This is a genomic window from Variovorax sp. LG9.2, from assembly GCF_035018885.1.
GTDB lineage: Bacteria > Pseudomonadota > Gammaproteobacteria > Burkholderiales > Burkholderiaceae_C > Variovorax.
On sequence record NZ_JASJXB010000009.1, the window covers coordinates 91,625 to 110,218 of the forward strand.

Consider the following 18,594-nt stretch of genomic DNA (forward strand, 5'->3'; position numbering starts at 1 on the left):
CGCTCAAACCGGTGTGGGCGGGAGGTCTTCGTTCAGCGCATAGCCGGTGCCGCGCAGCGTGCGGATCGGCTCGACGTCGGGCGCGATCGCCTTGAGCTTGGCACGCAAGGTCTTGACGTGCGCATCGACCGTGCGGTCGAAGCTGTCGCTGGCGTCGTCCCACACGTGCTGCAGCAACTCGTCGCGCGTGAAGACGCGGCCGGGCCGCTGCACCAGCAGGCGCAGCAGGCCGTACTCGTAGCGAGAGAGTTCGAGTGGGCGGCCGTAGTAGCGGATTTGCATCCGCTCGGCGTCGAGGGCGAAAGGTGTCGTGCCGACGACGACAGGCGTAATCGCTGCGGGCGATGCGATGGTCGGTGCAATAGTCGGTGCAAGAGGAGCGGCTGGCGTGTTGGCCGTTGGCGCAACGCCCACATGCCGCACGCTGCGCCGCAAGACGGTCCGTACCCGTGCCACCAGTTCTCGTGGCGAAAAAGGTTTGGCGATGTAGTCGTCGGCACCCAATTCGAGCCCGACCACGCGGTCGATCTCGTCGCTGCGCGCGGTCAGGAAAATCATCGGCACTTCGGGTGCGCCGGTGCTTTGCGTGATGGCCTGCAACCGCTTGAAGAGCTCGAAGCCGTTGAGGTCGGGCAGGCCGATGTCGAGGATCGCCAGCGCCGGCGGCTGCGCGGTGAATTGCGCGATGGCTCCTTGCGCCGTGGCACACCACATCGGCTCGAAGCCATCGGACTTGAGTACGTACTGCAGTGTGTCGGCAATGCCCGATTCGTCTTCCGCGATCAGGATGCGCAGTTTGGATGACGCCGATGGCGGCGTTGGAATCGATGGCGGATGCGGGGATGACATGCCCGGCATCGTAGCCGCGCCTTTGCGGCCTGCGCTCACCGGGTCGGGTAGCTGCGTCAGGCGCTCGTCTCCAATCCGAAAGTGTTCAGGCCGACCCAGCAAGGTCTTCAAGGATCGGGCAATCGGGCCGCGCATCGCCATGGCAGCAATGCACTAGGTGCGCCAGCGTGCTGTGCATGGCCTGCATGTCGACGATGCGCTGTTCGAGTTCGTTCAGGTGCTGCTGTGCGATGCGCTTGACACTGGCACTGGCCCGACGGCGGTTGTGCCACAGACCGACCAGCTCGCCGATCTCGTCCATCGAAAAACCAAGATCACGCGCCCGCTTGATGAAGCGCAAGCTGTGCACATCGGCCTCGCTGTATTGTCGGTAGCCGCTGTCGGTGCGTGCGACTGAAGGCAGCAATCCGAGGCCTTCGTAGTGCCGCACCATACGTGCCGACACGCCGGAGCGCCGCGATGCTTCGCCTATCGCGACATTGACCGGGCTGCTGTCGACGTTGCGCACCTATTGCACCCGGTAGCCGGCGTTCTCGATGGCGGCAACGATGTCCTGGCGCGGCTGCAGGCTCAGCACGTCGACATGGCCGGTCTGGAGATCGACGGTCACTTGCGCTTCAGGATCGACGGCCTGCACCGCGTTTTGCACCGTGCTCACGCAGTGGCCGCAGCTCATGCCGGTGACGTTGAATTTCTGACTCATCTTGATGTTCCTTTGGATTCGAGGATTGAACAGAACTCCGAGTTTGAACCTTCTCACGATGTCAATGTCCAGCGCAGGGTCTCAATTGCAACTTGACCTTGCCATCGTGTGAGGCTTTAGTCTCCATGCATGAATTCTTCGATGGCTACCCCGGCTCCCTCGCAAACTTTCGACATCGCCATCGGCGGCATGACCTGCGCGTCATGCGTCGCGCGCGTCGAGAAAGCGCTCGATCGGGTGCCCGGCGTGCTCAGTGCCAGCGTCAATCTCGCGACGGAGTCGGCGAGGGTGGTCGCCTCGTCGTTGCCCTCGGGAGTCGGAGAGCTCGATGCCTTGTTGCGGCGGGCGGTGCGTTCGGCCGGCTACGAGCCGCGCACGGCGAAAGCGGCCGCTGCGCTGTCCGACGCGGCGGCAGCATCGCCCTGGCAAGGCTTCGCGCCGATCGCACTGGGCATGTTGCTGTCGGCGCCGTTGCTGGCACCCATGCTGCTCATGCCTTTCGGCATCGACCTCATGCTGCCGGCGTGGGCGCAGCTGTTGCTGGCTGCGCCGGTGCAGTTCTTTCTGGGCGCTCGCTTCTATCGCGCAGGCTGGCATGCGGTGTTCGCGCGCTCCGGCAACATGGACTTGCTGGTCGCACTCGGCACCAGCGCGGCTTTCGGGCTGTCGCTGTGGTTGTGGTGGCGCGGCATGCCGCATCTGTACTTCGAGGCATCGGCCGTGGTCATCACGCTGGTGCTGCTCGGCAAATGGCTGGAGGCGCGTGCCAAGCGGCAGGCGACGTCTGCCATTCGTGCGCTGCAGCAGTTGCGGCCCGAGGTAGCGCATCTGCTCGCGGAGCCCGGTACGCGCGGTGGCCGGATTGTCGAGAGCGACGTACCGCTCGCAGAGGTCATGAAGGGTGATCGTCTTGCGGTGCGTTCCGGTGAGCGCGTTCCGGCCGATGCACGCGTGCTCGAAGGCGAGTCGGAGGTAGACGAAGCGATGCTCACCGGCGAGCCTCTGCCAGTGCCCAAGCGGCCCGGAGATTCGCTGACCGGCGGCTCGATCAACGGCGATGGTCGGCTGGTGATCGAAGTGCGCGCCGTCGGTGCCGAGAGCGTGCTGGCGCGAATCATCCGGCTGGTCGAAGACGCGCAGGCGGCCAAGGCGCCGATTCAGCGACTGGTGGATCGGATCGCCGCGGTCTTCGTGCCGGTGGTGTTGCTCATCGCGCTGGCAACGCTCTCAGGCTGGATGCTGCATGGAAGTGGCGTGGAGATCGCGATGATCCACGCGGTCGCGGTGCTGGTGATCGCCTGCCCGTGCGCGCTTGGCCTGGCGACGCCCGTGGCGGTGATGGCCGGCACCGGCATGGCGGCGAAGCGGGGCATCCTGGTGAAGGATGCGAGTGCGCTCGAGATGGCGCGCCGTGTCGACACGGTGGCGTTCGACAAGACCGGCACGTTGACGTTGGGGCGGCCCGTGCTGAGTGCACTGGTGTCGCTCGAAGCGGACAAGGGCGCATCCACTGCAGACGGCATTGCACAAGACGAAGCAACATGGCTGGCCATCGCTGGGGGCCTGCAAGGCGGCAACGCGCATCCGCTTGCGCGCGCCGTGACCGATGCCGCTTCGCGGGGCGGCATCACGGCGTACGCGCTCGACGGGCTCAGGTCATTGCCAGGTCGCGGTGTGCGCGGCGACATCGCCGGTCAGAGTTGGGCCCTTGCCAGCCTGCGCTGGTGTGCGGAGCTCGGTGTGGCGGTCGATGCGACCGCGCTCGAGCGGTTGCACGCACACGGCGCCACTGTGTCCGCTTTGCTGCGCTTCGATGCCAGCGACGCGGCCCACGCCGTCGCGTTGCTGGCCTTCACCGACGAGCCCAAGCCGCATGCTGCCGAGGCCATCGCCACCCTGCATGGGCGGGGCCTGCGCGTGGTCATGATCTCCGGTGACAACGCGCAGGCCGCGCACGCTATGGCAGCTCGCCTCGGCATCGCGGCCGATGATGTCTTCGCCGACGTATTGCCGGCCGACAAGGCCGCGCAAGTCACCGCGCTGAAGCAAGGCGGCCATGTCGTTGCGATGGTCGGCGACGGCGTCAACGATGCGCCGGCGCTTGCCGCCGCGGATGTCGGCATCGCGATGGCAAACCCGGACGGCGGTACCGACGTCGCCATGGAAGCCGCCGGCATCACACTGATGCGCGGCGATCTCGCCTTGGTGGCCGAGGCGCTCGACGTGTCGGCGCGCACCGTGGCCAAGATCCGGCAGAACCTGTTCTGGGCTTTTGCCTACAACGTGGCCGGCATCCCGCTCGCTGCCTTCGGCTTGCTGAGCCCGGTGGTGGCGGGGGCGGCAATGGCGGCTTCGAGTCTGAGCGTGATGGCGAATGCGCTGTTGCTCAAGCGCGAAGGTCGTCGCAGCGAGCGATAGCGCGCAGGTCGGTTTCAGCGCACTGGCTGCAACTGCATCCGCACGCGGCGCGCTGCCTCTTCAGCCTTCGCGTCGTCGACTTCCCGCAGCACGTTGCCGACATCAACCGGACCGGTCTGGCGCGCGAAACGCCCGGTCAACGGCGTCTCGACCTGCAGTGCGCCGCTTTCGTACAGCGACCAGATCTCGTCGCCGAAATTCGTCTTCAGCAACTCTGGCGCGAACTGCCCGAAGAAATTGCGCAGATTGGCGACGTCGCGCAGCAGCATGCGGTTGGCGTGGTTGTTGCCGGCCGCGTCGATCGCCTGTGGCAAGTCGATGATGACCGGACCGTCGGCTGCCAGCAGCACGTTGAACTCCGACAAGTCGCCGTGGACGACACCGGCGCACAGCATGCGCACGACTTCCTTCACGAGCGTCGCATGGTGTCCGCGCGCTTCGTCAGCGGTGAACACGCAGTCGTTGAGGCGCGGCGCGGCGTCGCCATCGGCGTCGGTCACCAACTCCATCAGCAGCACGCCTTCGGCGAAGTTGTAGGGCGTGGGCACGCGCACGCCGGCCGCGGCCAGGCGGTAGAGCGCGTCGACCTCGGCGCTTTGCCAGGCGGCTTCGGTAGCTTGCCGGCCGAACTTGGTGCCCTTGGCCATGGCCCGGGCCTGCCGCGAGTTCTTGACCTTGCGGTTCTCGGTGTAGTCGACGGCCTGGCGAAAGCTCCGGTTCGTCGCTTCCTTGTAGATCTTCGCGCAGCGCGTCTCGTCGCCGCTGCGTACGACGTAGACCATCGCCTCTTTGCCGCTCATCAACTGGCGCACGACCGTGTCGATGAGGCCTTCGTCGACCAAAACCTGAAGTCTGGGAGGTGCTTTCATCCGGCGTATTCTGCGCTGCAAGCCAGCTCGGTTTCCCTTCTGGTTTCTTCTCAATCCTTCAACGGAGTCCTTTCATGCGACACAACCCTCTGGGCCGAACCGGCCTCTTCGTTTCAGAACTTTGCCTCGGCACCATGACCTTCGGTGGCAGCGACGGCATCTGGGGAAAGATCGGCGACCTGCAGCAGAGCGATGCCGAGCGGCTGGTCGGCCAGGCGATCGACGGCGGTATCAATTTCATCGACACGGCCGACGTGTACGCGGGCGGACTGTCGGAACAGATTACCGGTCAGGCGCTGAAGAATCTGAAGGTCCCGCGCGAAAACATCGTGGTCGCGACCAAGGTGTTCAGCGACGTGGGCAAGGGCCCCAATGCGCGTGGTGCGTCGCGTGGTCACATCATGGACGGCGTCAAGGCGAGCCTGAAGCGGATGCAGCTCGAGTACATCGACCTGTATCAAATTCATGGCTTCGATCCGGCCACGCCGATCGAGGAAACGCTGCGCGCGCTCGACCAGCTGGTGCGCCACGGCCATGTGCGCTATGTCGGCGTGTCGAATTGGGCCGCGTGGCAAATCGTCAAGGCGCTCGGCATCTCCGAGCGGCTCGGGCTGGCGCGCTTCGAGTCGCTGCAGGCGTACTACACAGTCGCCGGCCGCGATCTCGAACGCGAGATCGTGCCGATGCTGAAGAGCGAAGGCGTCGGCCTGATGGTGTGGAGCCCGCTGGCCGGCGGCCTGCTCAGCGGCAAGTTCGGCCGAGAGCAAAAAGGCGAAGCCGGCAGCCGCCGCGTCGAGTTCGACTTTCCGCCGGTGAACAAGGAGCGTGCCTGGGATTGCGTCGATGCGATGCGGCCGATCGCTGAAGCAAGAGGTGTGTCGGTGGCGCAGATCGCGCTGTCGTGGCTGCTGCATCAACCGCAAGTGACCAGCGTGATCCTCGGCGCCAAGCGGCCCGATCAGCTAACCGACAACATGGCTGCAACGAAGGTGTCGCTGAGCGAGGACGAGCTGAAGAAGATCGGCGATGCCAGCGCACTGGCGCCTGAATATCCTGGGTGGATGTTCGAGCGGCAGGGGGAGTTGCGGCGCGGGCAGATGGGAGAGCGGGCTGCGCCACGGTAAGCGTGGAGTTGGCGCTCTTCGCGTCAAGCTCCCGACAGCAGCACGACCGATATGGTCAGCAACACCGTTTGCACTGCCCAAGCCCGTCGCAAACCGACGGTTGCACCAAGCACTGCGCCGGTCACCCATAACCCCGCCGCCACGCAGCCGAGGAGCGCGGCATCCACACCGAACGACAGCTCGTCTGCCTGCCACAGGAAGGCCAGCGTCGCGGCGACCCACAGCATGAAGTGCGCGGCGCCGGTCCACTGCTGAACACGCGAAAGCGAAGGATCGAAGCGACGCACCGCATCGAGCGCGAACGGTGCTGCGGGAAAGCGCGTCGCCACATCGGCCGGTCGCCACCCCGGCGCCTTGAACCACACGCGCAGCTTGTCGCGCCAGCGCCGTGCATGCCAGGCATCGCGCAGCAAAGGTACATACGGCCCCAACACCGCGCGCATCGGACTCCAGCTGTCCAGCGGCTTGCGCGTGCCGTACACGCAGGGCGCACGTTCCTCGGCGAAGGTGCCGAACATCCGGTCCCACAGAACCAGCATGCCGCCGTAGTTGCGGTCGATGTATTCGCCGTTGACGGCATGGTGCACGCGATGATTCGACGGCGACGAGAACACGCGATCGAACCAGCCGAGCTTGCCGATGTGCTCGGTATGAATCCAGAACTGGTAGACCAGCACGATGAGCCCCGCCACGCCGAACTGCTCGGGTGGCACGCCGAGCAAGGCCATCGGCAGGTAGAACGGCCAGCCCAATAACGCGACCGTGCTCTCTTGCCGCAACGCGGTCGACAGGTTGAAGTCCTGGCTCTGGTGATGCACCGAGTGCGCGGCCCAGAACACGGCCGACTCGTGCCCCGCACGGTGCAGCCAATAGTCGCAAAAGTCGAACAGCACCACGGCCAGCACCCATCCGATGGCGCTGTCCCAGAAAGTTTCGCCGGGCGGATGGATCCACCGCGTCGCCAGCGGAAACACCATCGCGTAGAGGCCGATTTGAAAGAGCTGCGTGCAGACCGCAGCGGCCTGGCTCAACAAGCCCTGGCTCAGGCTGCTGATGCTGTCGTTGAGCCGCCAGGTGTTGCGCTGCTTTCGCCAACCCCAGGCGAACTCGAGCGCCATGAGCAACGCGAATACCGGCACCACCAGCACCACCAGACGATGCACGAGATGCTTCGCTCAGTCGGTGAGGCTGGCGCGACTCGCGACCAGCACGGCGTTGGTACCGCCGAACGCGAACGAGTTCGAAATGGCGTGCCGCAGCCGCGGTGCCGCGCGCGCGGTGCCGCGCACGAAGTCGAGCGCGAACGCCGCATCGGGCGTCTGCAGATTGGCCGTCGGCGGCACGCTGCGACGCTCCAGTGCACGCAGCGTGGCAACCAGCTCGACGGCACCGCCGCCGCCCAGCAGGTGGCCGTGAATCGCCTTGGTCGCGCTGACCGGCACAGCATCGCCGAACACCTCGTTCACCGAGATTGCCTCTGCCGCATCGCCGGCGCCGGTGGCGGTGCCATGCGCGTTGATGTAACCGATGTCGGTCGCGTCGAGGCCGGCATCGCGCAGCGCGGCGCGCATGGCACGCACCTGGCCGCCCGCATCGGGGTTGGTCATGTGCACGCTGTCGCAGTTGGTGGCGTAGCCGCTCAGGAAGGTGGTGGGCTTCATGCCGCGCGCCAAGGCGTGCGCTTCCGATTCGATTACCAGCGCAGCAGCGCCTTCGCCGAGCGCGAAGCCGACGCGGTCGGCCGAGAACGGACGGCATGCCGTCGACGGGTCGTCCGCCGGTGGCTGCGCGGTGACGCGCATCGAATGCCACCCAGCCATCGTGCCGGACGTGAGCATGGCCTCGTGGCCGCCGACGATCGCGATATCGATCCAGCCGCCTCTTATCGCGCGCATCGCTTCGCCTATAGCGACAGCCGATGAGGCGCATGCGCATGCATAGCTCAACGCTGCACCACGCGCACCGAACAGCAGGCCGAGCTCGGCCGCGGCGGCGTTTGGCATCGTGGTCAGCACGGCGGTCGGGCGGATGCGTCGCTTGTGGCGATACAGCGCGATCGCCGTTTCGTCGAAGCTCGCCGAGCCGGCCATGCCGCTGCCCCAATACACGCCGAGGCGTTCGCCGTCGGGTGGCGTTTCGGCCAGGCCCGCCATGATGAATGCATCGCGTGCCGCAGCGATGGCCATGGCGGTGCCGCGGTCGAGCGGCAAGCGCGATGTGCTGCGTTCGGAGTCGTCGAAGTCGCAGGATGCGACGGCGAGCTGCATCGCATCGAGCCCTTCGATTTCAAGCGTGAGCGCGCGCACCGCAGAACGACCCGCGAACAGTGCGTCGTCAAATTGCGCAAGCGTGTGGCCGAGCGGCGTGACGAGGCCGATGCCGCTCACGCCGATGCGTGCGCCCTGGCCGTTGCTCATGCGCGTGCTGAGCTCAGCACCGGCTTCATCGCGTTCGCAAGCGATGCCACGGCGGGCGCTGCGGGCGCGGGCAGATCGTCGATGACTTCGCACAGCCGTTGCAACGTGATGCCGGCCTCGCGGGGATCGAGACGCTCTTCCGGAATGCGCAGGTGAAACGCATCTTCGACAGCGAAGACGAACTCCATCAACGCCAGCGAGTCGAGGCCGAGGTCGGTCAACGTCGTCGTCGGTTGAACGGCTGCGGCCTCGACCTTGAAGTCGCTCCGCAAAATGCCGGCGATGGTGTTGAATGTGGGCGATGTCGCGGACGTCGTCGAGGTTGTCGTTGCGGTCATGTGGATCTCCTGTGTGCCGATGGTGAGAGTCCGTGCGTCAGCCAGCGCTGTGCGCGATGGTCGAAGCGAACTCGAGGGCGTGCCGGACCACTTGATGGCGGTCGTTGTCGATGGTGATCATGTGATAGCTGTCACCCAGCACCACGGCACGAAAAGAGGCCGAGCGCAGTCCGCGCGCAAGCAGATCGAGGTTGCCCACGCTGGCCACTTCGTCCTGCCGCGCATGCAGCGCGAGCACGTGATCGCAGACCACGCGGCCAAGCTGGCTGCGCACGTGGCGCATCAGGCGATGGTGTTCGCGCATGTGTGCGATACCGATCACCGAAGAACCTGCACTGGAAATGCGACGCGTGCGCAGTTCGCGCTCGATCCATGCGCGCACACGCTCGTTCTTGACGCCATAAGGCGCGCGCTCACGGTATTTCCAAAAACGGCCGAGCGGCGTGTACAGCGCCAACGGCAGCAAGAACTGCCAGCGCGGAACGGCCCAGCCGTCGAAGCGCAAAGTAGTCGACATCAGCAGCAGTGCATCGACGCGGCGCTCGCAGCGGATGGCCGCGGCCAGCGCAAGCGATGCGCCGGCTGAAATACCGACCAGCATCACGCGCTCGTGTGACGTGCGCAGTGCGTCGATGCGACGTTCGATCGAATCTATCCACTGCTCGAACGGAGCTGCTTTCTGCTTTTCGACGCCTGGATTGAAAGAGTAGCCATCGATCGACATCGGGTGCACCGAGTAACCCACGCTGCGCAGCGCGCTTTGCACGCCCTGCAATTCATCGGGCGTGCTGCACAAGCCGTGCAGCAGCACGACCGCTGTGCGACTGGCCGTTGAATGATCTAAGCCGTGGTCGTGTCCGATGACAAATGCGGGCCGCGCGCTCAACGGTGGACCCCTGGCCTTTTGCTGATAACCCGCTCCCTGAAAATCACCTGCTGTCGTATGCTCATGCCCCGTTTATCGCGCCGAGCGGCTGACGTGCCGCTGACCCTCTGATTGCGTATAAACACGTACTTTCGACCACCGTTTTCTCCAGCTAAAACCGATGCGAATACTTCTTGTCGAAGACGACGCCGTACTGCGTGAAGTGATGCTGCGCAGCCTCGCGGATGCGGGGCATCGCGTCGATGTCGCATCGAATGTCGATGACGCCGATCACCTGTGGCGGGTGCAGCCGTTCGATGCGGTGCTGCTCGATCTCAACTTGCCGGTGACCGGTGCGATGGGCAGTGCGACTGGCAGCGGCCTTACCGCGTTGCGCCATGCACGGGCTCGTGGTGACCGCACGCCGGTGCTGGTACTCACCGCACGCGACCGCACCGAAGAGCGCATCGCCGGTCTCGATGCAGGCGCCGACGACTACCTCGGCAAGCCCTTCGATCTGGCCGAAGTCGAAGCGCGCTTGCGGGCCTTGGTGCGACGCGCCAAGGGCACCGAAGACATGGTCACGCTCGGCCAGCTCAAGCTCGATCGCAAGGCACGGCGCTTTGCGATGGGCAGCACGCCGCTCGACTTGCCGGCGCGCGAGTTCGAGGTGCTGTGGGAACTCATGAGTCCGCCGGGTCATGCGGTGAGCAAGCGCTCCTTGTCGGACAAGCTCTCGACCTTCGATGAGGCGCTCGGCGACAACGCGCTCGAAGCCTTCATCTCGCGCCTGCGCAAGAAGCTGCTGGGCAGCGGTGCAAGCATCCGTACATTGCGAGGCATCGGTTACCTGCTGGAAGCCGAACAGTGAACGCGCCTTCGCTGACGCAGCGTCTGCTGCGCAGCGTGCTGCTGCCCTTGGGCCTGACATGGCTCATCGGCACGGCGGTGGCGATCTTCATCGCCAACGTGTTGACCGAGCAGGCCTTCGATCACGCGATGCTCGACGATGCGTATTCGGTGTCGACCAACGTGCAGGTGAGCGATGGCGGCATCGAGCTTTTGCTGTCGCCGCGCGAAGTGACCACGGTGCTTTTCGATCAGGTCGAAACCGTGTACTTCGCGGTGCTGCGGCCCGATGGTTCGCTGCTGGCAGGCAACGCCGGGCTGGAAGCGCCGGCGCCTGGCGAAAACGCGCAGCTGCGCTTTTCGGACATCGTTTTTCAGGGCAATGCGTTGCGTGCCGTGGTGCTCAGGCATGACTCGCCCAATGCCTATCAAGTGATCATCGCGCAGACCACGCGAGCCCGTTCCACACTGGTTGCGCGGCTGCTCAGCTATGCGCTCACACCGCAACTCATCCTGCTCGCCTTGTTGGCGCTGTGGATCTGGCGGCGTATCCGAAACGACCTGCGGCCGTTGGGCGAGCTGCAACGCGCACTCGACCGCCGCGATGCGCGCGACCTCGCGCCGGTGCCGGTGGCGCAGACGTCGCGCGAGTTGCAAAGGCTCGGCAATACCGTCAACTCGCTGTTCGAACGGCTCGGTTCAAGCGTCCGGGCGCAGCGGGAATTTGCCGGCAACGTGGCGCACGAGTTGCGGACGCCGCTGGCCGGCATTCGTGCGCTGGCCGAGTACGGACTCGCTCAGCCAAACCCCGTGGTGTGGCGTGAGCAACTGGAACGCATTGCGGCGAGCCAGGCACGCGCGAGCCGCCTCGTCGACCAGCTGCTCGGCCTCGCATTGGCCGATGAGGCGCACGCGGGATTGCAACGAGAGCCGGTTCGACTCGATCGCCTCGCTGAAGAAGCCGTCATGCGGCACCTGACGCGCGCCGATGCGAGGGGCGTCGATCTCGGTGCGATCGGGCTTGAGAAGCCTGTCACGGTGGATGCCAATGCCGCATTGATCGAAGGCATCCTGGACAACCTCATCGACAACGCGATGCGCTATGGCGGGCGCACGATCACGATCGAACTCTCGGGCAGCACGCTCAGTGTGGTGGATGATGGCGCCGGAATTCCGGCTGATGCGCAACGTGAACTGGTGCAGCGCGGGTCGCAAGGTGCGGCGGGGCAGAAGCTGGGCCAGGGTGCCGGACTCGGACTGTCGATCGTGGCGCGCTACGCCAAGCTGCTCGGCGCCGAGCTCACGCTGGAAAACGACGCGGCCACCGGTGGCTTGCGCGTCAACGTCGCGTTCGCTGGCACCTGAGACGCGCGCCCCTTTCAAGGCGCGAGTTCGGCTTTGCCCAGGCTGCCGGGCGTTATGCGAGCGCTGGATAGTCGGTGTAGCCCTTGGTGCCGCCGCCGTACAACGTGGCCTTGTCGAGCTCGTTCCATGGCGCGCTTTCGCGGATGCGGCGTACCAGATCAGGGTTGGCGATGAAGGGCCTTCCGAAGGCCACGAGATCGTCGCCTTCCTTGACCGCGATCTCGGCCATCGGCTTGTCGTAGCCGTTGTTCACCATCCAAGCGCCCTTGCCGCCGGCCTGGCGGTAAGCAGCCTTGAGCGCTTCGTAGTCGAACGGCCTGTCGTCCAGTTCGCGCGGGCCGCCGGTGGCGCCTTCGATGATGTGGATGTAGGCCAGGCCGAGCGTCGCCAAGTGCTTCACGACATAGGTGAAGAGCGGTTGTGGATCGGCGTCTTCGACGCCGTTGGCTGGCGTCACCGGCGAAAGGCGGATGCCGGTCTTGCCGCCGCCGACGGCATCGACTACGGCGCGCGTGACTTCGAGCGTGAAGCGGGCGCGGTTCTCGATGCTGCCGCCGTAGTCGTCGGTGCGCTGGTTGCTGTTGGTCTTCAGAAACTGGTCGAGCAGGTAGCCGTTGGCGCCGTGAATTTCGACACCGTCGAAGCCAGCCGTTTCAACGGCGTTGCGTGCTGCAGTGGCAAAGGAGTGAACGATGCCGGGGATCTCTCCAGCGTCGAGCGCGCGGGGTTCCGAGGTGTCGACGAAGCCTGCCACGCCGTCCTTGATGAGCACGGTCTTGGTCTTGGCGGTGATGGCCGAAGGTGCGACGGGTTTGCCGCCTTCGGGTTGCAAGTCGATGTGCGACACGCGGCCCACGTGCCAGAGTTGCACGACGATCTTGCCGCCGTCGGCATGCACCGCGTCGGTCACCTTCTTCCATGCATCGAGCTGCTCGGTGCCGTAGAGGCCCGGTACGTCGGAGTAGCCCTGGCCCTGCTGGCTGATCGCGGTTGCTTCGGTGATGAGCAGTCCGGCGCTGGCACGCTGCGCGTAATAAGTCGAGGCGATGTCGGGCGGAACGGCGTTGGGCGAGCGATTGCGCGTCAGCGGCGCCATCACGATGCGGTTGGCGAGGTGCAGGTCGCCGGCTTGTACGGGGTCGAAAAGTGTGTGCATCGGGATCAGGTCTAAGTTGGACAAAAGGGGACGAGGGCAGCAAGGTTAGCGCCGCGCGCGCAAACGTGCTGTGACAGGGTTGTCGTGCGGTGTCGGCCGGGTGTCGCAAAATGATCCGCCGACCGCCACGAGCCCATGACTTTTTCGTCCAAGCCACCCGACACGCCAGCCCTGGCCGCGCTGTCATCGGCGGCGTCGCGCTCTGTTCGTAGCCCGCTTCGAATGGCCCTTGCGTTGTCGATGGGTGCAGCGGTGTCGCTCGGCATCACGCGCTTCGCATACGGCCTGCTGTTGCCACCGATGCGCGCCGATCTGGGTTGGAGCTATGCACTGGCCGGCGGCATGAACACCGCCAATGCCTTCGGCTACCTGATGGGCGCGCTGGTGATGCCGGACTTGATGCGGCGCGTCGACCCCACGCGCTTGCTGGTGTGGGGCGCTGTGCTGGCGAGCATCTTCATGGCCGCGAGCGGCTTCGTCGAAGCGGCGCCTGCCCTGTTGTTGCAACGCTGGCTCGCCGGCGTGGCCAGCGCATGGGTCTTCGTGGCGGGTGGGCTGCTGGCTGCGCGGCTCGGTGCCGAGCACCCGACGCGCGCTGGTTTGTTGCTGGGCATCTATTACGGCGGGACTGGCTTCGGCATCTTGCTGTCGGCGTTGCTGGTGCCGCCGGTGCTGCATGCGGCGGCGGGCGTGCCGCACGGTTGGGCTTGGGCGTGGTGGATGCTGGCGGCGGTGAGTGCCGTGGCGACGATGGTGTTGGCTGTGACGGTGCGTGCGCTGGACCGCAATACAGCACGCCGAACGACCGTGCCCGCGAACACGGCGGATGTGCGAGCCGGTCCGCGGCCCGTGCCGGTGCGCCGCTTCGGCTGGGCACTCGGTGGCTACACCTTCTTCGGCGCAGGCTACATCGGCTACATGACCTTCGTCATCGCGCTGCTGCGCGAGCAGGGCGCCAGCGCCGGCGGCGTCACGTTGTTTTATTCGTTGCTCGGCGTGGCCTGCGTCACGTCGTCGCGTCTCTGGGCTGGCCTGCTCGATCGCTATCGGGATGGTCGACCGCAGGCATTGCTGAACACCTTGCTGGGCATAGCGACCTTGCTGCCGGTGCTGAGCACGTCGTAGCCTGTGGCGTTGGCGTCCGGTGTGCTTTTCGGCGCGGTGTTTCTGTCTGTGGTGGCATCAACCACGGCATTGGTCCGGCACAACCTGCCAGAAGCGCAGTGGGCCACCGGCATCAGCGCATTCACGATCGCTTTCGCGCTGGGGCAGATCGTCGGACCGACGGTGGCCGGCTGGATTTCCGACGGTTCGGGTGGCCTGGCGCGCGGGCTCGTCGTGTCGGCGATCACTTTGTGGATCGGCGCTGCGTTGGCGTCGAAGCAGAAGCCTTTGGCAATGCCGACATGACCACGGTGAATGGCACGGCAGCGCGCAAGCTGCGATATCTCCTGCGTCTCGGCGAGCACCGTTTTACGTCGATCGCCGATGCTTTCGACGATGCACTTGCGCCTGATGGCAGGCAGACAGCGCAGCGCATGCGAGACGCGCCGGACGCGCTCCCGTCATTGCGCTACTTCAGCGCGGCTTCAGCCTTCAAGGCTTCCTGAACAGCCGGCCGCGCACCGACGCGCGCATGCCAAGCCATGACCGTCGGGTACGGCGACAGGTCGATGCCCAGCGGCTTGGCCCAGTTGGTGATGGTGAACAGGTAGCCGTCGGCCACGTTGAAGTGCTCACCCATCAGGTACTCCTTGCCTGCGAGCTCGCTCTCCAGCCATGTGTAGCGCGACGCGAGCCGTGCCTTGACCACGGCTTTGTACTCGTCCGGCGTGGCCGGATTGAAGAGCGGGCTGAAGCCCTTGTGCATCTCCGTGCCGATGAAGTTCAACCACTCTTGCAGGCGGTAGCGCGGCATCGTGCCCGCAGCGGGCGCAAGGTTTTTCAGCGGGACCAAGTCGGCGATGTATTGCAGGATGGCCGGGCCCTCGCGCAGGCGCGTGCCATCGTCGAGTTCGAGCATGGGCACGTAGCCGAGCGGATTGATGCCGTAGTAGTCGGTGCCGTCTTGCAGCTTGTGGCTCTTGGTGCTGGCGAGCACGGGCTCGAACGCGAGGCCGGCCTCATGCAGGGCGATGTGCGGCGACAGCGAGCAGGCGCCGGGAGAGAAATACAGCTTCATGGAATGCTCCGTTGGTTTCATTTGTGTCGACAAGATGGCGAATGCTAGCGGGTCCATGGACTCCGGGTGAGGGTGCGGAGGATCTTGCGGGTGTCCGCGTTTTTGTCCTACGGTCCCTCGCGTGCGGCGACTATTCGCTGCCGCGCGCGCCAACATTTAGTCTTCGTTTCACTGCGGGCGGTGGCCTGCTGCAAAGGAGTTTCCATGTTGAAGTACGCGATTGTTTTTGCCGTGATTTCGCTTATCGCGGGTGCTCTCGGCTTCGGTGGTGTGGCTGCCGGCGCCGCCGGCATTGCGAAGGTGCTGTTCGGCTTGTTCCTGATCCTGGCAGTTGTGTTCCTGGTGCTCGCCGCACTGGGTGTCGGAGCTGTTCGAAAAGCGCTCGACTAGTCTTTCATTTAGAGCTGTGCCGGGCTCGTCGAAGATCAGCACGAGGCGACGATGCGGCGGGCCTATGTCATTGCGATCGCGGACTGACCTGCCGGCGCTACCAATAGGATAGCGTTAGAGGCAGATGGCATCAGGCTTTTGCGATGCCTTGATTCGAGAGGCCTATAGGCAAAGGATGGTGCGAATGTCCGAGGCGGCGATTAAAATCGATGCCCCACTTTGCTGCAGCGCGTCAAAGTCGCGCCTCATTCATGCTGTACCCCGAAGAATTCGATGTGATCGTCGTCGGTGGCGGTCACGCCGGCACTGAAGCCGCGCTGGCGTCGGCGCGCATGGGCGCGCGAACGTTGCTCCTGTCGCACAACATCGAAACCTTGGGCCAGATGAGTTGCAACCCGTCGATCGGCGGGATCGGCAAGGGCCACCTGGTTAAAGAGGTCGATGCGCTGGGCGGTGCGATGGCGCTGGCGACCGACGAATCAGGCATTCAATTTCGTATTCTTAATTCCAGCAAGGGCCCCGCCGTGCGAGCTACGCGGGCGCAGGCCGATCGGGTTTTGTACAAAGCCGCGATTCGGCATCGGCTCGAAAACCAACCCAACCTCTGGCTTTTTCAACAGGCCGTCGATGACCTGATCATCGAAGGTGACCGTGTGGTGGGCGCTGTCACGCAAGTGGGCATTGGCTTCCGCGCGCGAGCGGTGGTGCTGACGGCCGGAACCTTTCTCGACGGGCGCATTCATGTTGGCCTCGACAACTACCAGGCTGGACGCGCCGGTGACCCGCCCGCGATCAGCCTGTCGGCGCGGCTGAAGGAGCTCAAGCTGCCGCAGGGCCGCTTGAAGACCGGCACGCCGCCTCGACTCGACGGTCGAACGATTGATTTTTCGAAATGTACCGCGCAGCCCGGCGACGGCATGGAAGGCGGCACTGGTCCAATGCCGGTGTTCAGTTTCATGGGGCACGCCGAAATGCATCCGGCGCAAATGGCCTGCTGGATCACGCACACCAACGCGCGCACCCACGACATCATCCGATCCGGATTCGATCGCAGTCCAATGTTCACCGGCAAGATCGACGGCATCGGTCCGCGTTATTGCCCGAGCGTCGAAGACAAGATCAATCGCTTTGCAGACAAGGAAAGCCACCAGATCTTTCTGGAGCCCGAAGGTCTGACGACGAACGAGTACTACCCGAACGGAATCTCGACGAGCTTGCCTTTCGACATCCAGTATCAGCTGGTGCGCTCGATGGTCGGTTTGGAAAAGGCGCACATTCTTCGACCTGGCTACGCCATCGAATATGACTACTTCGATCCACGTGAGCTCAAGAGCAATTTCGAGACACGGGCGGTGCGGGGGTTGTTCTTTGCGGGGCAGATTAACGGCACTACGGGCTACGAAGAGGCGGCCGCGCAGGGTCTTTTTGCGGGCGTGAATGCCGCGCTGCAATGCCGGGGCGACGACGCCTGGCTGCCGCGTCGTGACGAGGCCTACCTTGGCGTGCTTGTCGACGACTTGATCACCAAGGGCGTGACCGAGCCCTACCGTATGTTCACCAGCCGAGCGGAGTTCAGGCTCCAACTTCGCGAGGACAACGCCGACATGCGTCTGACGGAGGCTGGTCGCAAGCTGGGGTTGGTCGACGATGCGCGATGGGATGCGTTCAGCCGAAAACGTGATGTTGTTTCACGTGAAACAGAACGGTTGAAATCGATCTGGATCAATCCGCGAAATCTTCCGTCGGCCGAGTCGCAGCGCGTCCTCGGCAAAGCAATCGATCACGAATACAACTTGGCTGATTTGCTTCGACGTCCGGATGTCAGCTATGCCTCATTGATGTCGCTTGATGGTGGCAAGTACGTTGCGAATTTGCCTTTGGGTGAGACCGAAATAGAGCAGATTGAAATCGCCGCTAAATACTCGGGCTACATCGAACGCCAGCACGATGAAGTCGAGCGCGCGTCCCACTTCGAGAATCTGAAGTTGCCGGACGCGTTCGATTACACCCAAGTGCCGGCGCTGAGCTTTGAGGTTCGACAGAAATTGACGAAGCATCGGCCGGAGACTCTGGGGTTGGCCTCGCGCATTTCCGGCGTGACCCCGGCAGCGATTTCGTTGCTGTTGGTGCATCTGCGTAAGGGCGGACATCGCGCCTTTGCAGCGGATGCGTCGGGGCTTGGGGTCAGGCTGCCAGAGCCGCACGCTGCTGAATGACCGCTGTGCTCTCGGAGTCTGCGCTGCGAAGCGGCGCGGAGGCATTGAATGTTGAACTGACGGACGCCCAATTGGCGCAGTTGGGAAACTACGGCGCGCTCCTGATGAAGTGGAGCAAGGTCTACAACCTGACGGCGGTGCGCGACCCGGGTGGCATTTTGACGCACCACTTGCTTGACAGCATGGCTGTCGTTCCCGCCCTTCGTCGCGAGTTGAGAAAAAGAGGGTGGGAGAAGGTCCGTCTTCTGGATGTGGGATCGGGCGCCGGCCTGCCAGGTGCGGTTATCGCGATCCTTTGCCCGAATGTCGATGTGACTTGTCTCGATGCCGTTGCCAAGAAGATCGCATTCGTTCAGCAAGTTGCGGCTGAACTCAAGTTGCCCAATCTCACGGGCCTGCATGCCCGCATCGAGGCCATGACCGATTCTTACGAAGTCGTCAGTTCACGCGCGTTTGCCTCGCTTGGAGACTTTGTCGGTGGCTCGGCAAACGCCCTGCGCTCCGATGGGATATGGCTTGCGATGAAGGGTCGAACGCCGGATGAAGAGATTAAAAATCTGCCTGCCGGGACGGAAGTGTTTCACGTGGAACAACTGGTTGTTCCCGGCCTGGACGCCGAGCGTTGCATCGTCTGGCTTCGGAAGGACTAGACAAATCATGACGGCGGCGTTCATCGTGACGTCCATGACAGAAGGGCGAGTCCGTGTCGATCACCTGCTTTTCCACCACGTACCCGAGGCCCGGAAGCACACGCTGTAACTGGTCGGCGTTGCGTGCAATATGTCGGAAGCGAGCGAACGCGTCGTAAGCTGAGCGAAGTTTTGCGCCGGAGCGCTGGCGGCGGGCCGGCAGC

At 64.4% G+C, this 18,594-nt stretch carries 18 protein-coding genes and 1 pseudogene; 9 read left to right on the forward strand and 10 right to left on the reverse strand.

Going from position 1 to position 18,594, the window contains the following annotated elements:
• Positions 1–3: 3 nt before the first annotated feature.
• The 3 genes from creB to QN413_RS11795 all read right to left on the reverse strand — a co-directional run bounded on the left by creB (position 4) and on the right by QN413_RS11795 (position 1,552).
• Positions 4–849 carry a two-component system response regulator CreB gene (gene creB, locus QN413_RS11785; protein ID WP_323496796.1) on the reverse strand — a complete coding sequence of 282 codons (846 nt, stop codon included), beginning with the start codon at positions 847–849 and terminating at the stop codon, positions 4–6.
• 85 nt (positions 850–934) lie between these two features.
• Positions 935–1,357, reverse strand: coding sequence for a Cu(I)-responsive transcriptional regulator (gene cueR, locus QN413_RS11790; RefSeq protein WP_323496797.1), 423 nt, complete (start codon positions 1,355–1,357; stop codon positions 935–937).
• Positions 1,358–1,552 (reverse strand): heavy-metal-associated domain-containing protein, encoded by a 195-nt coding sequence (locus tag QN413_RS11795; RefSeq protein ID WP_323496798.1) that lies wholly within the window; start codon positions 1,550–1,552, stop codon positions 1,358–1,360.
• Between the two features lie 129 nt (positions 1,553–1,681).
• Between QN413_RS11795 and QN413_RS11800 the strand changes: the two genes are divergently transcribed.
• Positions 1,682–3,970 (forward strand): heavy metal translocating P-type ATPase, encoded by a 2,289-nt coding sequence (locus QN413_RS11800; RefSeq protein WP_416352171.1) that lies wholly within the window; start codon positions 1,682–1,684, stop codon positions 3,968–3,970.
• 14 nt (positions 3,971–3,984) lie between these two features.
• Here the strand turns inward: QN413_RS11800 and QN413_RS11805 are convergent, their stop codons facing one another.
• Complete coding sequence (locus tag QN413_RS11805) at positions 3,985–4,839, reverse strand: PA4780 family RIO1-like protein kinase (RefSeq protein WP_187053774.1); 855 nt, start codon at positions 4,837–4,839, stop codon at positions 3,985–3,987.
• Between the two features lie 74 nt (positions 4,840–4,913).
• Between QN413_RS11805 and QN413_RS11810 the strand changes: the two genes are divergently transcribed.
• Positions 4,914–5,963: an aldo/keto reductase gene (locus tag QN413_RS11810; protein WP_323496800.1), complete on the forward strand. Its 1,050-nt coding sequence runs from the start codon at positions 4,914–4,916 to the stop codon at positions 5,961–5,963.
• A 23-nt stretch (positions 5,964–5,986) separates the two neighbouring features.
• On the opposite strand, the gene QN413_RS11815 is transcribed toward QN413_RS11810, so the two are convergent.
• From QN413_RS11815 to QN413_RS11830, 4 genes are read right to left on the reverse strand one after another with little or no spacing between them, the layout of a single operon-like run.
• Positions 5,987–7,126, reverse strand: a complete 1,140-nt coding sequence (locus tag QN413_RS11815) for a sterol desaturase family protein (protein ID WP_323496801.1) — start codon at positions 7,124–7,126, stop codon at positions 5,987–5,989.
• A gap of 12 nt (positions 7,127–7,138) precedes the next feature.
• Positions 7,139–8,380 carry a beta-ketoacyl-[acyl-carrier-protein] synthase family protein gene (locus QN413_RS11820; protein ID WP_323496802.1) on the reverse strand — a complete coding sequence of 414 codons (1,242 nt, stop codon included), beginning with the start codon at positions 8,378–8,380 and terminating at the stop codon, positions 7,139–7,141.
• Positions 8,377–8,718 carry a phosphopantetheine-binding protein gene (locus QN413_RS11825; protein WP_323496803.1) on the reverse strand — a complete coding sequence of 114 codons (342 nt, stop codon included), beginning with the start codon at positions 8,716–8,718 and terminating at the stop codon, positions 8,377–8,379. Before QN413_RS11825 ends, QN413_RS11820 begins: the two co-directional genes overlap by 4 nt.
• A 37-nt stretch (positions 8,719–8,755) precedes the next feature.
• Entirely contained in the window at positions 8,756–9,604 is an 849-nt protein-coding gene (locus tag QN413_RS11830; protein WP_416352172.1) for an alpha/beta hydrolase, read from the reverse strand.
• A gap of 160 nt (positions 9,605–9,764) precedes the next feature.
• Between QN413_RS11830 and QN413_RS11835 the strand changes: the two genes are divergently transcribed.
• Both QN413_RS11835 and QN413_RS11840 read left to right on the forward strand, forming a co-directional pair.
• On the forward strand, positions 9,765–10,454 hold the full coding sequence (locus QN413_RS11835; RefSeq protein ID WP_323496804.1) for a response regulator transcription factor: 690 nt from the start codon (positions 9,765–9,767) through the stop codon (positions 10,452–10,454).
• Positions 10,451–11,797 carry a sensor histidine kinase gene (locus QN413_RS11840; RefSeq protein ID WP_323496805.1) on the forward strand — a complete coding sequence of 449 codons (1,347 nt, stop codon included), beginning with the start codon at positions 10,451–10,453 and terminating at the stop codon, positions 11,795–11,797. Before QN413_RS11835 ends, QN413_RS11840 begins: the two co-directional genes overlap by 4 nt.
• Positions 11,798–11,849: 52 nt before the next feature.
• On the opposite strand, the gene QN413_RS11845 is transcribed toward QN413_RS11840, so the two are convergent.
• A complete protein-coding gene (locus QN413_RS11845) occupies positions 11,850–12,953 on the reverse strand; it encodes an alkene reductase (RefSeq protein WP_187053780.1) in 1,104 nt (367 codons plus the stop codon).
• Positions 12,954–13,175: 222 nt separating this feature from the next.
• On the opposite strand from QN413_RS11845, the pseudogene QN413_RS11850 reads away from it, so the two are divergent.
• Together QN413_RS11850 and QN413_RS11855 are read left to right on the forward strand one after the other, a co-directional pair.
• A pseudogene (locus tag QN413_RS11850) lies at positions 13,176–14,363 on the forward strand (YbfB/YjiJ family MFS transporter).
• Positions 14,360–14,563, forward strand: a complete 204-nt coding sequence (locus QN413_RS11855) for a hypothetical protein (RefSeq protein WP_323496806.1) — start codon at positions 14,360–14,362, stop codon at positions 14,561–14,563. The pseudogene QN413_RS11850 and the gene QN413_RS11855 overlap by 4 nt, the downstream one beginning before the upstream one ends.
• Here QN413_RS11855 and gstA read toward each other — a convergent pair.
• Positions 14,527–15,135: a glutathione transferase GstA gene (gene gstA / locus QN413_RS11860; protein ID WP_323496807.1), complete on the reverse strand. Its 609-nt coding sequence runs from the start codon at positions 15,133–15,135 to the stop codon at positions 14,527–14,529. The genes QN413_RS11855 and gstA overlap by 37 nt on opposite strands.
• A 204-nt stretch (positions 15,136–15,339) precedes the next feature.
• Here gstA and QN413_RS11865 point away from each other — a divergent pair, with 204 nt between their 5' ends.
• The 3 genes from QN413_RS11865 (at position 15,340) to rsmG (ending at position 18,391) form a co-directional block, all read left to right on the forward strand.
• Positions 15,340–15,525: a DUF1328 family protein gene (locus QN413_RS11865; protein ID WP_187053783.1), complete on the forward strand. Its 186-nt coding sequence runs from the start codon at positions 15,340–15,342 to the stop codon at positions 15,523–15,525.
• Between the two features lie 251 nt (positions 15,526–15,776).
• On the forward strand, positions 15,777–17,741 hold the full coding sequence (gene mnmG, locus QN413_RS11870; protein WP_323496808.1) for a tRNA uridine-5-carboxymethylaminomethyl(34) synthesis enzyme MnmG: 1,965 nt from the start codon (positions 15,777–15,779) through the stop codon (positions 17,739–17,741).
• The gene (gene rsmG, locus QN413_RS11875) at positions 17,738–18,391 is read left to right on the forward strand and encodes a 16S rRNA (guanine(527)-N(7))-methyltransferase RsmG (RefSeq protein WP_323496809.1); all 654 of its coding nucleotides are present in this window, start codon (positions 17,738–17,740) and stop codon (positions 18,389–18,391) included. The genes mnmG and rsmG overlap by 4 nt, the downstream gene beginning before the upstream one ends.
• The last annotated feature ends 203 nt before the right edge of the window (positions 18,392–18,594 follow it).

Bases quoted from the DNA above. Each gene is read 5' to 3' on its own strand.
- creB (WP_323496796.1), bottom strand. From the start codon at position 849: ATGTCATCCCCGCATCCGCCATCGATTCCAACGCCGCCATCGGCGTCA.
- QN413_RS11855 (WP_323496806.1), top strand. From the start codon at position 14,360: ATGACCACGGTGAATGGCACGGCAGCGCGCAAGCTGCGATATCTCCTG.
- QN413_RS11865 (WP_187053783.1), top strand. From the start codon at position 15,340: ATGTTGAAGTACGCGATTGTTTTTGCCGTGATTTCGCTTATCGCGGGT.
- QN413_RS11805 (WP_187053774.1), bottom strand. From the start codon at position 4,839: ATGAAAGCACCTCCCAGACTTCAGGTTTTGGTCGACGAAGGCCTCATC.
- rsmG (WP_323496809.1), top strand. From the start codon at position 17,738: ATGACCGCTGTGCTCTCGGAGTCTGCGCTGCGAAGCGGCGCGGAGGCA.
- QN413_RS11820 (WP_323496802.1), bottom strand. From the start codon at position 8,380: ATGAGCAACGGCCAGGGCGCACGCATCGGCGTGAGCGGCATCGGCCTC.
- QN413_RS11845 (WP_187053780.1), bottom strand. From the start codon at position 12,953: ATGCACACACTTTTCGACCCCGTACAAGCCGGCGACCTGCACCTCGCC.
- QN413_RS11800 (WP_416352171.1), top strand. From the start codon at position 1,682: ATGAATTCTTCGATGGCTACCCCGGCTCCCTCGCAAACTTTCGACATC.
- QN413_RS11810 (WP_323496800.1), top strand. From the start codon at position 4,914: ATGCGACACAACCCTCTGGGCCGAACCGGCCTCTTCGTTTCAGAACTT.
- QN413_RS11835 (WP_323496804.1), top strand. From the start codon at position 9,765: ATGCGAATACTTCTTGTCGAAGACGACGCCGTACTGCGTGAAGTGATG.
- mnmG (WP_323496808.1), top strand. From the start codon at position 15,777: ATGCTGTACCCCGAAGAATTCGATGTGATCGTCGTCGGTGGCGGTCAC.
- QN413_RS11825 (WP_323496803.1), bottom strand. From the start codon at position 8,718: ATGACCGCAACGACAACCTCGACGACGTCCGCGACATCGCCCACATTC.
- QN413_RS11795 (WP_323496798.1), bottom strand. From the start codon at position 1,552: ATGAGTCAGAAATTCAACGTCACCGGCATGAGCTGCGGCCACTGCGTG.
- gstA (WP_323496807.1), bottom strand. From the start codon at position 15,135: ATGAAGCTGTATTTCTCTCCCGGCGCCTGCTCGCTGTCGCCGCACATC.